The sequence below is a fragment of the Enterobacter sp. 03-F-07-AD-ECC genome (assembly GCF_047530935.1).
Lineage (GTDB): Bacteria > Pseudomonadota > Gammaproteobacteria > Enterobacterales > Enterobacteriaceae > Enterobacter > Enterobacter cloacae.
The window spans coordinates 274,248-291,909 of the sequence record NZ_JBLKBZ010000006.1 but is presented as its reverse complement, the minus strand read 5'-3'; the positions used below and the strand labels follow the sequence as shown (position 1 = coordinate 291,909).

1 pseudogene is annotated in these 17,662 nt (G+C 61.9%); it reads left to right on the top strand.

Going from position 1 to position 17,662, the window contains the following annotated elements:
• Position 1 precedes the first annotated feature (1 nt).
• Positions 2 to 17,659: pseudogene (locus ACMWKA_RS12390) on the top strand (Ig-like domain-containing protein); the annotation flags it as partial.
• Positions 17,660 to 17,662: the final 3 nt, after the last annotated feature.

Here is a 17,662-nt window from a genome sequence, read left to right as displayed (position 1 = left end):
GATTAGCAGCATTGAACCTTTCCTGACCCAGGAGAGCATATTGAGTGATGCGCCATGGGGCTGGATTGCGGGGGCGGCGTTAGGCGGCGGTGCTATTGGGGCACTGCTGGCTCACGGTGGTGACGGCGAAACAAAAACAAAAGTTATTGATAATACAAAAGAAGTTGAGAGCGCAACGCCAACCTTCATGCTCACCGATCTTGCGGGCGACAAGCAGGGCGTGCTGAGTGCAAATGCGATCACCGACGATAACACGCCAACCTTTAGCGGTACCGGGCAACCGGGCGCGACCATTCAGATCAAAGACAGCAGCGGCAATACGCTTGCCAGCGCGATGGTCAGTAAAGACGGCACCTGGACGGTAAAACTGCCGACCCAGACAGACGGGGAACATACCTGGTCAGTCGTGCAGCTCGACGGCAGTAAAACGACCTCCGCAGGCAGCATCACCGTGACCGTTGATACTGCCGTGGCGAGCGTGACGCTGGCAACCACGGCGGGGGATAACGTCATCAACGCCAGCGAGCAGTCCGCAGGCTTTACGCTTTCTGGTGCCAGCAAGAACCTGGCGCAGGGAACAGAGCTGACCGTTACGCTGAACGGCAAATCCTATACGGCTGAGGTGGGTGCAAACGGCGCATGGAGCATGAAGGTGCCTGCGGCGGATGCGCAGGCGCTGGGCGACGGCACCTGGACGGTGAACGTCAGCGGCAAGGACGCGGCGGGCAATACCGTGAACGGCAGTCAGACGATTGGCGTGGATACTGCGGCACCGACCATCGCGGTCGATACTGTCGCGCAGGACAATATTATCAATGCCGCTGAACACCATCAGCCGCTGACGCTGAGCGGGAAAACCACGGCGGAAGCCGGTCAGATTGTCACGGTGACAGTGAACGGTAAAAACCATACCGCCACGGTGGGCAGCGACGGTACCTGGTCCGTCACGCTGCCAGCCAGCGAGGTGCAGTCGCTGGCGAATGGTGAACACACCCTGACGGTGAACGTCAGCGATAAAGCCGGGAACGGGTCATCCACCCAGGCGCATTTCACCGTGGATACTGTCGCCCCGGTCGTGACCATCAATACCGTCGCGGGCGACGATATTCTCAACACCAGTGAGCAGGGCCAGGCGCAGATTATTTCCGGCCAGGCGACCGGAGCCGCAGCAGGCGATGTGGTCACCGTAACCGTTGGCGGCCAGAGCTTTACCGGCGTGGTACAGGCGAACGGCAGCTGGAGCGTAGGCGTACCGGCGTCAGTCATTGGCGCGCTGGGGGAAGGTAACCACAGCATTGCGGTTTCGGTGACCGATGCGGCGGGCAATACCGGTAACGCCACCCACGGCATTACCCTGAGCGGTAACCCACCGGAATTCACCTTGAATGCCATCAGCCAGGATAACGTGCTGAACGCGCAGGAGGCGATGCAGCCGCTGAGCCTGAGCGGCACCAGCAACCTGCCAGACGGCAGCGTGGTAAACGTCACGCTGAATAACGTGAGCTATCAGGCCACCGTTAATAACGGCATCTGGTCAGTTCAGGTGCCGGTGTCTGACGTTCTGAACCTGGCGAACACCCTGTACACCGTCAGCGTGAGCGGCACCGATGCCGCCGGTAACAGCGGCTCCGCCGAAGCGACGCTGCTGGTGGATACCGTGCTGCCGCAGGTGATTATCAATACCTTCGCCGGTGACAACCTGGTCAACAATGCTGAAGTGGCGGTGGATCAAACCCTGAGCGGGCGCGTCACCGGTGCGGCGGCGGGCGACACGGTCTCTGTTTCGGTGGGCGGCAAGAGCTACACCGCTACGGTAGGCAGCGATCTGACCTGGAGCGTGACCATTTCGTCAGCCGATCTGAAGGCCTTTGGCGACGGATCGTTAACCTTTACCGCTTCTGTCACCAACGCCCACGGCAACACCGGCAGCGGCGAGCGTGATATTAACATCAACGCCGAGCTTCCTGGCCTGCGGGTAAATACCATTTCTGGCGATGACGTGATCAACGCCATCGAGCAGCAGCAGGATCTGACCGTGACCGGCTCCAGTACCCACCTGGCAGCGGGCACGCACGTCACCGTCACCATCATCGGCGTCGAGTATGCCGCCGTGGTCAACGCCAACGGCAGCTGGCAAATCGGCGTCCCGGCGTCCGATCTGCAGGGCTGGACGGCAGGGGATATCACTGTTCACGTCAGCGCGACAGATGCCTGGGGAAATACTGTTTCAGCTGAGCACCCCATCGAGCTGGATCTGAACGCCGTGGCGGTGACCATCGATACCGTCAGCAGCGATGACATGCTGAATGCGGCTGAAAAAGGCGCCGATCTTGTGCTGTCGGGCCAGACGCAGGGCGTAGAGGCCGGGCAGACCGTGGTGGTGAAATTCGCCGACCAGACCTTTACCGCGCAGGTGCAGCAGGATGGCTCCTGGAGCCTGACCGTGCCGGCCAGCGCCATGGAGACGCTGATTGACGGACGCGCGCAGGTCAGCGTCAGCGTGACGAACGTCAGCGGCAACAGCGCCGACGCGTCGCGCGTGGTGACCGTGGATACCTTACCGCCGTCCATTACGATCGATAACCTGACCGACGACAACATCATTAATGCGGCCGAAGCGCAGCAGGATCTGATCTTAAGCGGCAGCAGCAATGCTGAGGCGGGACAGACGGTTACCGTTACGCTGAACGGCAAGCACTATCAGACCACGGTCCAGAGTGACGGGACCTGGACGGTGAACGTACCGGCTGCGGATCTCGGTGCTCTGACCGACGGCACCGTCACGGTAACGGCGACCGTGAGTGACGTGGCAGGCAACAGCAGCAGCGCAGACCGCGTTGGGCTGGTGGATGCGACCGTCCCGCAGGTAACCATTAACGATTTTGTCACCGACACCAATACCGTTAACCAGCACGCGCATTCACAGGCGCAGATCCTGAGCGGGTCGGTCACCGGTGCGGCAGCGGGTGACCAGGTGACCATCACCCTGAATAACGTGGAGTACACCACCGTGGTGGATGCGGCGGGGAACTGGAGCCTCGGCCTGCCAGCCTCCGTTGTACAGGGTCTGACAGACGGGACCTGGACCGTTAACGTCTCGGTGACCGATCGCTCCGGTAATACCGGCAGTAGCGCAGTGGACGTAGTGGTCAACACCGTGACGCCGGAAATCGCTATCAATACCCTGGCGGCGGATGATGTGATCAATGCGGCTGAGAAAGGCGAGGATCTGCTGCTTTCCGGGACCAGCAACCAGCCGGAAGGGACGACGATTGCCGTTAGCCTTAACGGCATCACCTACACCGCGACCACCGACGCCAGTGGCAGCTGGAGCGTCACCGTACCTGCCTCTGCGGTCAGCGCGCTGGGCGAGGCACATTACACCGTGACTGCCAGCGTCACCGACAGCGTGGGCAATAGCGCCTCAACCACGCACGATGTGCTGGTGGACAGCTCACTGCCGGTTGTGACCATCAACGTGCTGGCGGGCGATAACATCGTTAACGCGGCGGAAGTGGCCACGGGGCAGACGTTGACCGGTAAGGTTACGAATGCTGCTTCAGGTGACACTGTCACCATTATGCTCGGCGGCCAGACCTACACCACAACAGTTCAGGACGATCTCACCTGGAGCCTGCCGTTAACCCAGAGCCAGTTAACCGCGCTTGGCAACGGCGAACTGACCGTATCAGCCAGCGTCACCAACGTGCACGGCAACACCGGCTCTTCCTCGCTGGACTTCACCATCGACGCCCAGCTGCCGGGCCTGCGTATTGATACGGTCGCAGGCGATGACGTCATCAATATCATCGAGCACGGTCAGAACCTGATTGTGTCAGGCACCAGCACCGATCTGGCGGCAGGCAGCACCGTTACCGTCACCATTAACGGCAAGGATTATTCCGCCTCGGTACTGGCGGACGGCACCTGGCAGGCGGCCGTGCCTGCGGCAGACGTCTCCCAATGGGCTGACGGTTCACTGACCATCAGCGCCAGCGCGCAGGACACCTCCGGCAACCCGGTCACGATTGGCACCGTCGTTGATGTGGATCTCAGCCCGGTCGCCATTAGCATTAACAGCGTGACCGCTGACAACGTGCTGAACGCGGCGGAAAAAGGCGAAGACCTGGTGCTCAGCGGCACCTCGGCCAACGTTGAGGCGGGACAGACCGTGATCGTTACCCTGGGCGGGAAAACGTATACGGCGACGGTAGACGCCAACGGCGACTGGACCACCACCGTTCCGGCAGCGGATCTGAGCAGCCTGAAGGACGGCGATGCCAGCGTGCAGGTGAGCGTGACCAACGTTAACGGCAACAGCGCATCGGCGGGGCGCGAGTACAGCGTGGATACCACCGCGCCGACGGTCACCCTCAATACCATCAGCGGTGACAACATCCTGAATGCGGCAGAGGCGGCGCAAGATCTGACCCTCAGCGGTACCTCCACCGCCGAAGCGGGCCAGACGGTGACCGTGGCCTTCAATGGCAACACCTATACCGCGCAGGTGCAGGCAGACGGCAGCTGGACGCTCGACGTCCCGGCGGCCTATCTGGCGGGCATCGCCGACGGTAATGCCACGGTCACGGCATCCGTTTCTGATAAAGCCGGCAACCCGGCGAGCACCGATGCGGCCGTGCTGGTGGATACCACCGTGCCGCAGATCGTGTTTGACGTTGTGGCGGGTGATGACATCCTGAATATCGCCGAACACGGCCAGGCGCTGATCGTCTCAGGTAAGGTCACGGGTGCCCAGGCGGGAGACGTGATTACCGTCACCCTCAACGGCAAAGACTACACCGCCATGCTGGACGCCTCCGGGAACTGGAGCACCGGCATTCCGGCCACGGACGTCGGCGCGCTGGTAAGCGGCGATCAGACCCTCTCGGCAACCCTCACCGATAAAGCGGGTAACAGCACCACCGCCACGCATGATGTTACGGTCTCCCTGACCGCGCCGGTTATCGCCATCAACACCCTTGCGGGCGATGACGTGATTAACGCGATCGAAAAGGGCGACGATCTGCTGCTCTCCGGCACCAGCAATCAGCCGGACGGCACCGCCATCACCGTAACCCTGAACGGTATCAGTTATACCGCCACCACCGACGCCAGCGGCAACTGGAGCGTGACCGTTCCGGCAGCCAACGTCGCTGCACTGGGCGAAGCGAGCTACACCGTGACGGCGAGCGTGACCGATACGGCAGGCAACAGCGCGAGCGCAAGCCATAACGTGCTGGTGGACAGCGCGCTGCCGGTTGTCACCATTAATGCGGTTGCCACCGACGACGTCATTAACGCTGCGGAAGTGGCGTCTGGCCAGACGCTGAGCGGGAAAGTGAGCGGTGCCGCGAGCGGTGACACTGTCACGATTTCCATTGGCGGCAACAACTATACGACAACCGTTCAGGACGATTTAAGCTGGTCGGTGAATGTGCCGTCTGACGTGTTAACCGCCATTGGCAACGGGGACCTGACCGTGACGGCCAGCGTCACCAACGGCCACGGCAACACCGGTTATGGCGAGCGTGACATCACCATTGATGCCAACCTGCCGGGCCTGCGCGTGGACACCGTGGCGGGCGACGATGTGATTAACAGCATCGAGCACGGGCAGAACCTGATTATCACCGGTACCAGCGAGGGGCTGAGCGCTGGCTCGGCGTTGACGGTCACCGTCAACGGTAAAACCTACGCGGCCACGGTGCTGGCAGACGGCACCTGGACGGCAGCGATCCCTGCCGCAGACGTCAGCGCGCTGAATGCGGGCACGGTCACCGTGACCGTTGACGGCCAGAGCAGCGCCGGTAACCCGGTGACTATCAGCCATGACGTGACTGTGGATCTGGCGGCGGTGGCTATCAGTATTGACGCCATCGCCACCGACGACGTGATCAATGCGGCAGAAAAAGGCGCGGATCTGGTGCTCTCCGGCTCCACCACTAACGTGGAAGAAAACCAGACGGTTTACATCACCTTCGGCGGTAAGTCTTACACCGCCACCGTAGATGCCAGCGGTAACTGGACGGCCACCGTACCATCGGCTGATTTGGGTAGCTTGAAAGATGGCGACGCCAGCGTGCAGGTGAGCGTCACCAACGTCAATGGTAACAGCGCGTCGGCAGGCCGCGAATACAGCGTGGACGCTACCGCGCCGACGGTTTCCATTGAGATTGTCAGCGATAACAACATCATCAACGCGCTTGAAGCGCAGCAGGATCTGGACATCAACGGCGTGACCAACGCCGAAGCGGGCCAGACCGTCACCGTGACCCTGAACGGCGTGGATTACACCACCATCGTACAGGCCAACGGCAGCTGGAGCGTCACCGTGCCGTCTGCGGACCTGAGCAGCATGGTGGACGGCAACTACACCATCAGTGCCGCCGTCTCCGATAAAGCGGGCAACCCGGCCTCTGCGGATCGCGACGTGCTGGTGGATATCACGGTTCCGCAGTTGACCATTAACACCGTGTCCGACGACGACGTGATCAACAGCGCCGAGCATGCGCAGGCCCTGATGGTGACCGGTTCCGTGACCGGCGCCGAAGCGGGCGATGTGGTTACCGTCACCATTAACAACAAATCGTATACCGCCACCGTGGATGCCTCAGGCAACTGGAGCGTGGGGGTACCTGCGGCGGACGTCAGCGCGCTGACCGCGGGCGATTACACCATCACCGCCGCGTTGACCGATAAAGCCGGTAACAGCAATAGCGCGACCCATGACGTGGAGGTGAACCTGACCGCCCCGGTGCTGACCATCTATACCGTGTCCGGTGATGATGTGATCAACAGCACCGAGAAAACGCAGGATCTGACCATTACCGGTACGGCCACCGGCCTGACGGCAGGTGCGGTTGTTACCGTGATGCTCAACGGCAAAGCGTATAGCGCGACGGTGGATGATAACGGTCTCTGGAGCACCACCGTTCCGGCGAGCGAGGTGGGGCAACTGGGTGAAGCGCTTTACAGCGTCACCGCGTCAGCCACGGACAGCGTTGGCAACAGTGCCAGTACCTCGCACACTGTGAACGTGGAATCCGTTCTGCCGGGCGTGATCATCAATACCGTCGCGGGTGACGACGTCATTAACGCGGCGGAGCTGGCAACCGGGCAGACCCTCAGCGGTACCGTGGTGAATGCCGAAGCGGGCAATACCGTGACCGTGACGTTGGGCGGCAACACGTACACGGCCACGGTGCAGAGCGATCTCACCTGGTCTGTCAACGTGCCGGAATCCGATCTGACGGCGCTGGGCAACGGCGAACTGACGGTGAGCGCCAGCGTGACCAACAATGTGGGCAACAGCGGCTCCGCTGAGCGCGATATTGCCATCGACGCCAATCTGCCGGGCCTGCGTGTGGACACCGTGGCGGGCGATGACGTGATCAACACCATCGAGCACGGACAGAACCTGATTATCACCGGCTCCAGCGACGGTCTGACGCCGGGTACGGGGTTAACCGTCACCGTGAACGGCAAAACCTACCCGGCGACGGTGCTGGCCGACGGCTCCTGGAGCGCAGCGGTTCCGGCGGCGGACGTCGGGGCGCTGGCTGCAGGCACGGTCACCGTGACCGTTGAAGGTCAGAGCAGCGCGGGTAACCCGGTCTCCATCAGCCACGATGTCACGGTGGATCTGGCAAGCGTCGCCATCAGCATTGACGCCATTGCCACCGACGACGTGATTAATGCGGCCGAGAAGGGCGCGGATCTGGTGCTCTCCGGCAACACCTCGAACGTGGAAGCGAACCAGACCGTCACGATTACCTTCGGCGGCAAGAGCTACACTGCCACCGTGGGGACAGACGGTAAATGGACCGCCACCGTGCCAGCGGCGGATCTTGCCGGTCTGAAAGACGGCGACGCCAGCGTGCAGGTGAGCGTTACCAACGTCAACGGCAACAGCGCGTCCGCAGGCCGCGAGTACAGCGTGGATGCCACCGCGCCATCCGTGACCATCAACACCCTGGCGACGGACGACATTCTTAATGCGGCAGAAGCACAGGCCGACCTGACCGTCTCCGGCACCAGTACCGCGGAAGCGGGCCAGACGGTGACCGTGAGCCTGAACGGCAAGGACTACACCGCAACGGTCGGTTCAGACGGTCACTGGACGCTGAACGTCCCGGCGGCGGATTTGGCAGGTTTAGCCGACGGCAGCGTGACCGTTACCGCATCGGTCAGCGACAAGGCGGGTAACCCGGCGTCGGTTGATCATAATCTGACGGTGGACATGACCGTGCCTCAGGTGACCATCAGCACCATCGCGGGCGATGACGTCATTAACATCGCAGAACACGGCCAGGCACAAATCATCAGCGGCATTGCCACCGGCGCGGCGGCGGGTGATAAGGTCACCGTGACGATTGGCGGCCAGAGCTACACCACCGTGCTGGACGCGGCGGGTAACTGGAGCGTGGGGGTACCGGCCAGCGTCATTTCCGGCCTCAGCGACGGCAGCGTGACCGTGACTGCGTCCGTCACTGACGCGGCGGGCAATACCGGCACCGGCACCCATAGCGTGACCGTCGATACCGGTCTGCCTTCGGTTAATTTCAACACTATCAGCGATGACAACATCCTGAATGCGGTGGAGAAAGGCCAGGATCTGAACGTCAGCGGCACCAGCGCCAACCTGGCAGAAGGCACCGTGGTGACCGTGACCCTGAACGGTAAAAACTACACGGCCACCACGGCGGCAGACGGTACCTGGAGCCTGACGGTTCCGGCCGCCGATCTGGCGGGTCTGGGTCAGGCGAACTACACCCTGAACGCGATCGCCACCAACGGCGTGGGCAACAGCGTGAGCAATACGGCGAACCTGCTGGTCGACACTGCGCTGCCAACCGTCACCATCAACACCGTGGCGGGCGACAACGTGATTAACGCGGCGGAAGTGGCGGCAGGCCAGACCATCAGCGGCAGCGTGGCGAATGCCGAAGCGGGCAACACCGTAACCGTGACGATTGGCGGCAACAGCTACACCGCGACGGTGCAGAGCGATCTGAGCTGGTCCGTAAGCGTGCCGTCCGACGTTCTGACCGCGCTCGGCAACGGCAGTCTGAGCGTGAGCGCGACCGTCACCAACGGCCACGGCAACACCGGTACGGGCGAACGTGACATCACCATCGACGCTAACCTGCCGGGCCTGCGTGTGGACACCGTGGCGGGCGATGATGTGATCAACACCATTGAGCACAACCAGAACCTGATTATCACCGGCTCCAGCGACGGGCTGACCCCAGGCACCGCACTGACCGTGACCGTCAACGGGAAAGACTATTCCGCAACGGTGCTGGCGGACGGCACCTGGAGCGCGGCGGTCCCGGCGGCGGACGTGAGCACGTGGCCGGAAGGCACCGTGAAGATCAGCGTCACCGGCGACAGTACGGCGGGTAACCCAATTACCATCAGCCATGATGTCACCGTGGATCTGGCAACGGTGGCCATCAGCATTGACACCATTGCCTCCGACGACGTGATTAACGCGGCGGAGAAGGGCGCGGATCTGGTGCTCTCTGGCGCCACCACCAACGTGGAAGCCGGGCAGACCGTCATCCTGAGCATGGGCGGTAAAATCTATACTGCGCAGGTCGATGCCGATGGCAACTGGATCGCTACCGTGCCAGCGGCGGATCTTGCCGGTCTGAAAGACGGCGACGCCAGCGTGCAGGTGAGCGTTACCAACGTCAATGGCAACAGCGCGTCGGCGGGTCGCGAGTACAGCGTGGATGCCACCGCGCCGTCCGTGACCATCAACACCCTGGCGACGGACGACATTCTTAATGCGGCAGAAGCACAGGCCGACCTGACCGTCTCCGGCACCAGTACCGCGGAAGCGGGCCAGACGGTGACCGTGAGCCTGAACGGCAAGGACTACACCGCAACGGTCGGTTCAGACGGTAACTGGACGCTGAACGTCCCGGCGGCGGATTTGGCAGGTTTAGCCGACGGCAGCGTGACCGTCACCGCATCGGTCAGCGACAAGGCGGGTAACCCGGCGTCGGTTGATCACAATCTGACGGTGGACGTGACCGTGCCTCAGGTGACCATCAGCACCATCGCGGGCGATGACGTCATTAACATCGCAGAACACGGCCAGGCACAAATCATCAGCGGCATTGCCACCGGCGCGGCGGCGGGCGATAAGGTCACCGTAACGATTGGCGGCCAGAGCTACACCACCGTGCTGGACGCGGCAGGCAACTGGAGCGTGGGCGTACCGGCCAGCGTCATTTCCGGCCTCAGCGACGGCAGCGTGACCGTGACTGCGTCAGTCACTGACGCGGCGGGCAATACCGGCACCGGCACCCATAGTGTGACCGTCGATACCGGTCTGCCTTCGGTTAATTTCAACACTATCAGCGATGACAACATCCTGAACGCGGTGGAGAAAGGCCAGGATCTGAACGTCAGCGGCACCAGCGCCAACCTGGCAGAAGGCACCGTGGTGACCGTGACCCTGAACGGTAAAAACTACACGGCCACCACGGCGGCAGACGGTACCTGGAGCCTGACGGTTCCGGCCGCCGATCTGGCCGGTCTGGGTCAGGCGAATTACACCCTGAATGCGACCGCCACCAACGGCGTGGGCAACAGCGTAAGCAATACGGCGAACCTGCTGGTCGACACTGCGCTGCCAACCGTCACCATCAACACCGTGGCGGGCGACAACGTGATTAACGCGGCGGAAGTGGCGGCAGGCCAGACCATCAGCGGCAGCGTGGCGAATGCCGAAGCGGGCAACACCGTAACCGTGACGATTGGCGGCAACAGCTACACCGCGACGGTGCAGAGTGATCTGAGCTGGTCCGTGAGCGTGCCGGAGTCGGTCCTGACCGCGCTGGGCAACGGCGATTTAACGGTATCAGCGACCGTCACCAACGGCCACGGCAACACCGGTACGGGCGAACGCGATATCACCATCGACGCCAACCTGCCGGGTCTGCGTGTGGACACCGTGGCGGGCGACGATGTGATCAATAGCATCGAACATGGTCAGAACCTGATCGTCACCGGCTCCAGCGACGGGCTGGCGGCGGGCACAACGCTCACCGTGGCCCTGAATGGCAAAACCTATGCGGCTTCCGTGCTGGTAGATGGTACCTGGAGCGCGGCGATCCCGGCCGCAGACGTCGGGGCGCTGGCTGCTGGTACGGTCACCGTCACCGTTGCAGGCCAGAGCGCAGCAGGCAACCCGGTGACCATCAGCCATGACGTCACGGTCGATCTGACCGCGGTCGCCATCAGCATTGACACCATCGCCACCGACGACGTGATTAACGCGGCGGAGAAAGGTGCGGATCTGGTGCTCTCCGGTAGCACCAGCAACGTGGAAGAAAACCAGACCGTTACCATCACCTTTGGCGGCAAGTCTTACACCGCCACCGTCGATGCCGACGGCAACTGGACCGCCACCGTGCCGTCCGCGGACCTCGCGGGCCTGAAAGACGGCGATGCCAGCGTGCAGGTGAGCGTCACCAACGCGCACGGGAACAGTGCGTCCGCAGGGCGTGAGTACAGCGTGGATGCCACCGCGCCAGGCGTCACCATTGATACGGTTGCTGGCGATAATGTCATAAACGGCAGCGAAGCATCCGCTGGTGTGACTGTCTCCGGCACGACCACGGCAGAAGCCGGGCAGACGGTTACCGTGACGCTGGGCGGCAACAGCTATACCGCCCAGGTACAACCGGATGGCACCTGGAGCGTCAACGTACCTTCTGCCGATCTGTCCGCACTGGCTGATAATGGCTATACGGTGCAGGTGAGCGTCAGCGATACGGCGGGTAACCCGGGCAGCGCGAACAAAGCGATTACGCTGGATACCACACCGCCGACCGTCAGCTTTAACGTGGTGGCGGGCGATGATGTCATCAACAGCGTGGAACATGCGCAGGCGCAGATCGTCAGCGGCACGTCCACCGGCGCGAACGTGGGCGATAAGGTCGTCATCACCTTGGGTTCAAACCAGTACACCACCACCGTTGATGCCAGCGGTAACTGGAGCGTGGGCGTACCGGCGAGCGTGATTTCTGCGCTCAATGACGGCACCGTGACCCTCAGCGCAACCATCACCGACAGCGCGGGCAACAGCAGCACCCAGACCCACGACGTGGTGGTCAATACCGCCTCCGTGGCGCTGACGGTTAATACCCTCAGCGGCGATGACATGATCAACGCAGCAGAAGCCGCTACGTCTCTGGTGATTAACGGCTCCAGTGCCCAGTTTGCCAGCGGCACGGTGGTGACCGTGACCCTGAACGGCAAGAGCTATACGGCCACCATTCAGAGCGACGGCAGCTGGAGCACCACCGTACCGGCAGCCGATGTGGGTGCGCTGGCCGATGGCGCGAACTATCAGGTAGCGGTTTCGGCGCAGGACAGCGCGGGCAACAGCGCTTCGGCAACGCACAGCATCAGCGTGGACACCACTGCGCCGGTGGTGAGCATTGCAACGCTGTCGGGCGATGACGTGCTGAACGCAGCGGAAGCGCAGCAGCCGCTGACCGTGCACGGCTCCTCCAGTGCAGAGGCGGGCCAGACCGTCACCGTGACGCTGGGCGACAAAACCTACACTGCCACCGTGGCGAATGACGGCACCTGGACGCTGGATGTTCCGGCCACTGACCTGGCTGCACTCAGCCAGGGCGCGCTGACGGTGACCGCGTCGGTCAATGACAACGCCGGTAATCACGGCCAGACCACGCACACCTTAACGGTGGACACCGTCGCGCCGGCCGTCACCATCAGCACCGTGGCCGATGACGATATTGTCAACAACGCCGAGCAGCTGGCCGGCCAGACCATCCGCGGCACCACTACGGCGGAACAGGGCCAGACAGTGACCGTCTCCTTTAACGGCCACAGCTATCAGGCGACCGTCGCGGCAGACGGTACGTGGTCGGTCTTCGTACCGGGCCGAGATTTCCTTGGCCTGAGCGACGGGGATTACACCCTTACCGCCTCGGTGAGCGATAAGGCGGGCAACCCGGGCAGCGCCACGCACGACGTGACGCTGAACGGCGATGTACCGACGATCGTTATTAACACCTTTGCCCAGGACGACATCGTCAGCGCCGCCGAACACGGTACGCCGCTGGTGATCAGCGGTACTACCGACGCGCCAGCGGGCCAGACGGTGACGGTGACCCTGAACGGCAAGTCCTATACGACGACCGTGCAGAATGACGGCAGCTGGAGCTATACGCTCGGCAGCGCAGATGTTTCCGCGCTGGCAGACGGCGGCGCGTATGTCATTAACGCGCAGGTGAGCAACACCATCGGCAACAGCGCCAGCGACAACCACACCGTTACCGTGGATCTGACTGCGCCGTCGATGGGGATCAGCATTGATTCCCTGCAAAACGACACCGGTCTGAGCGCGAGTGATTTCATCACCAACGACAGCCAGATTATCCTCAACGGTTCCCTGACCGCGCAGCTCGGCAACAACGAGAAGGCGCAGATCAGCCTGGACGGCGGGGCCACGTGGAGTGATCTGAGCGTCACTGGCACGACCTGGCGCTACACCGATAGCCGCACTCTGACGGACGATACGTACCAGTACCAGGTGCGGGTGATCGATAACGCGGGCAACGTGGGGGCAACGGACAGCCAGGACGTGGTGATTGATCTGACCGCGCCTGTGGCAACGAGCATTACGGTTGACTCCATCTCCCAGGATACCGGTCTGTCCGACAGCGACTTTATTACCAGCGATACGCAGATCAGCCTGAAAGGGACGCTGGGCGCGGCGCTGGGCAGCGGTGACCACGTCCAGATCAGCCTCGACGGCGGCCAGAACTGGACCGATGTTAGCGTCAGCGGTTTGAGCTGGACCTATGTGGATGGCCGTACGCTGGCCGACGGGGATTACAACTACCAGCTGCGCGTCATTGATGATGCGGGGAATATCAGCGCTACCGTAAGCCAGGTAGTGACCATCGATACCGTTGTGCCGGACGCCAGCAAAACGATCGCCATCGACAGCATCAGCGATGACACTGGCCTGAGCAGCAGCGACTTTATCACCAGCGATACCTCGCTGACGCTGCACGGCTCGCTCGGCGCGACGCTGGCCGACGGGGAATATGCCCAGATCAGTATCGACGGCGGCGTGACCTGGCAGAACGTGATTGTCACCGGCAACAGCTGGTACTACGTGGATGGCCGCACGCTGGCTAACCAGACCTACGACTACTACGTTCGCGTGGTGGATGCCGCGGGTAACGTGGGTGCCAGTGCTCATCAGCAGGTCACCGTTGACACGGTGGCCCCGGATGCGGCGATTACGGTGAGCGTGGATAACATCACCGTGGATACCGGCTTCGACAATAACGACTTCCTGACCAGCTCGACATCCTACACCCTGCACGGCACGCTCGGTGCTGAACTGGGGGCGGGTGAGTACGTTCAGGTGAGCATGGATGGCGGCACCACCTGGGTCTACGCCACCGTGAGCGGCACGCAGTGGAGCTATAACGACACGCGCACGCTGACCGACGATAGCTACAGTTACCAGGTACGTGTTGTCGACCAGGCGGGGAACGTCGGGGCTACCACGTCGCAGGTGGTAACGGTGGATACGCAGGCGCCGCAGTACGGCGTCACTATCGACAGCATCAGCGACGATACCGGACAGTCCGGCAGTGATTTCATCACCATGGACACCACGCTGACCATTAACGGTTCGCTCGGTAGCGCGCTGGCTGGCGACGAGCGCGTGCAGATCAGCCTCGACGGCGGGAATACGTGGGTTGACACCACGGTCACCAACCAGCGCTGGAGCTACACCGATACCCGCGATCTGGATGACGGGGATTATACCTACCAGGTGCGGATTATCGACCAGGCGGGTAACGTTGGCTCCACCGCGTCGCAGGTGGTGACGGTCGATACTACGCCGCCAACCACCGTGGGTACCGTGGTGAGCTACACCGACGGTGAAGGCGAGCGTCAGGGCACTTACGGTACGTCGGTGGCGACGGATGATACCTCACCGCTGATCAACGGCACGCTGAACCGCGCCCCGGACGACGGCGAAATTGTGCAGCTCTATCGCGACGGCATTCTGCTTGGTCAGGTAACCATGAACGGCAGCGCCAGCTGGTCCTTCCAGGACAACGGCCTGAGCGATGGCAACCACACCTACATTGTGCGCGTCACCGATAAAGCCGGTAACTACACGGAATCGGACGGGTTTGTGCTGAACGTCGATACCAGCGTGCCGACCACCACGGCGGCAATTACCGCCCAGACCACCTCCGATACCACGCCGATTGTCAGCGGTACGGTATCCGCAGACCTGGTGAACGGTGAATACCTGGTGGTGACGGTGAACGGGAAAACCTACACCTCCCAGACCGGCGGTGCGGTAGTGGTCGACCCGGATCACAACACCTGGTATCTGCAGATCCCGGACAGCGATGCGCTGGGCGTGGCGAGCTATAACGTCACCGCTCAGGTGAAGAGCAGTGCGGGCAACGGTAATACCACCGGTATTGCCAACGGCAGCCTGGTGATTGATACCACCACCGTGAATACCGACTGGGCGACCACGGCGGGGAACAGCAATAACTCGACCATGACCGTCGGCACGAACAGCAGCGGCCTGTGGAATATCATTGCTAACGGCCAGTCTTACTCCAGCAGCGATAGCTCCACTTATGCGGGTAATGCGCTGACCAACACGCGTTCCTACTACGTGGTCAGCCAGACGGCCGCAGACTTTGACCGAAACGGCACACAGGATGTGTTCGGTACTGAAACCGGCTACGCAGGCTCCACGCAGGTCATGTGGACCTACGATGGCAGCACCTATAACGCCAGCCAGCTGGCGATGGGGACCACCATCTGGTACGGCGGCGTGGTGGCGTACGACAAAAACGGGGATGGTTATCTGGATCTGGCATACGGCGATGCGGGTGCGGACTCCATAACCTATCTGATTAACAACAATGGCGTGCTGACACCAGACGGTACCAACGGCGGGGCAGGCTTCTGGGGACAATTCACCACCATGCGTGAAATCTCCGGCGTCGACCTGAACAACGACGGCACCGTAGACATTGTGCAGCACACCAACCGCAGCGGCGCGTACTCGTTAACCGTGATGAACAACAACGGCAACGGCACGCTCTCCATTGGCCAGAACCTGACCAACGTGTTTGTCGCGAACGCCTCGAATACCACCACGGCAGCCTCCATGACGTGGGCGGACTTCAACGGCGATGGCTACATGGATCTGTACCTGGGCAGCAGCTACAACAACACCGGCGGGGTGATCTACTACAACAACGGTGCAGGGCAGCTGTCCACGACCAAGAGCGCGGTAGAAGCTTCTAACGCCACGGCGGGGTATCTGTCGGTGGCGGTGGACTGGAACGGTGACGGGCAGATGGACATCATCAAGCTCAGCACCTACGGCGCGTCACAAACCGCAACCCTGTTCACCAACAACGGTTACGGTTCCACCTGGACCTCGAGCCAGTTGGCGTCTGGGCTTGCCAACGTCACCGGCGTGGCCGCGGTGGATTACAACTGGGACGGCGCACAGGATCTGCTGGTGTCGCAGCAAAACGGTAAGGTGGTGCTGGTGCAAAACAGCAAAACCATTGCCGACGGCACCGCGATGCACCTGCACATTGTCGACAGTGAGGGTATCAACGCTTACTACGGCAACACGGTCAATCTGTATAACGCCGCGGGTGTGCTGGTGGCCTCGCAGATCATCAACGCCCAGTCCGGTATCGGCTCGAACGATACCTCTGCGCTGGTGAGTTTCTACGGGCTGGATCCGAATGAGACCTACTCGGCCGAGATCGTCAAGATCACTAACGGCGTGTCGGATAACGTCACCTGGAGCGGCCTGGAGGCGGGCAACGGTAAGGAGGGCTACGTGCTCACTGCCGAAGCGGCCACCGGCGGCCACAGCGGAACGATTACCGGCACCGGGTATAACGACACCTTTATCGCAGAGGACGGCACCTATACCTATAACGGTTCCGGCGGCTGGAATATCCATTCCGACTATGACACCTGGAGCAACACCGGTGGGATGGACGTGGTGGATTACCGTAACGCGACGTCCGGCATTACCGTTGATTTACGTCTCTCCACGGCGCAGGACACCGGGTTTGGCACCACGCGGTTGTTGAACATTGAAGGGATCAACGGCTCGGACTTCGACGATGTCATTACCGGCAACAGCGGTGATAACCAGTTCGAGGGCCGGGGCGGAAACGACACCTTCAATATCGGCAGCGGCGGCCACGACACGTTGCTCTATAAGCTCATCAACGCGTCGGATGCCACGGGTGGTAACGGTCACGATGTGGTGAACGGCTTTACCGTCGGCACCTGGGAAGGCACGGCGGATACGGACCGTATCGACCTGCGCGATCTGCTCTCCGACAGCGGCTATACCGGCACGGGCTCGGCGAGCTATGTGAACGGGGTGGCAACGCTGGACAGCAGCGCGGGGAACATCACCGATTACATCCGCGTGGTGCAAAACGGCAGCAATACCGAAATCCAGGTTGACCTCGACGGTACGGGCGGTCAGTTCTCGCCTACCACGCTGGTGACCCTGAACGGCGTCCAGACGGATCTGGCGACGCTGCTGGCCAATCATCAACTGTTAATTGCGTAAAAC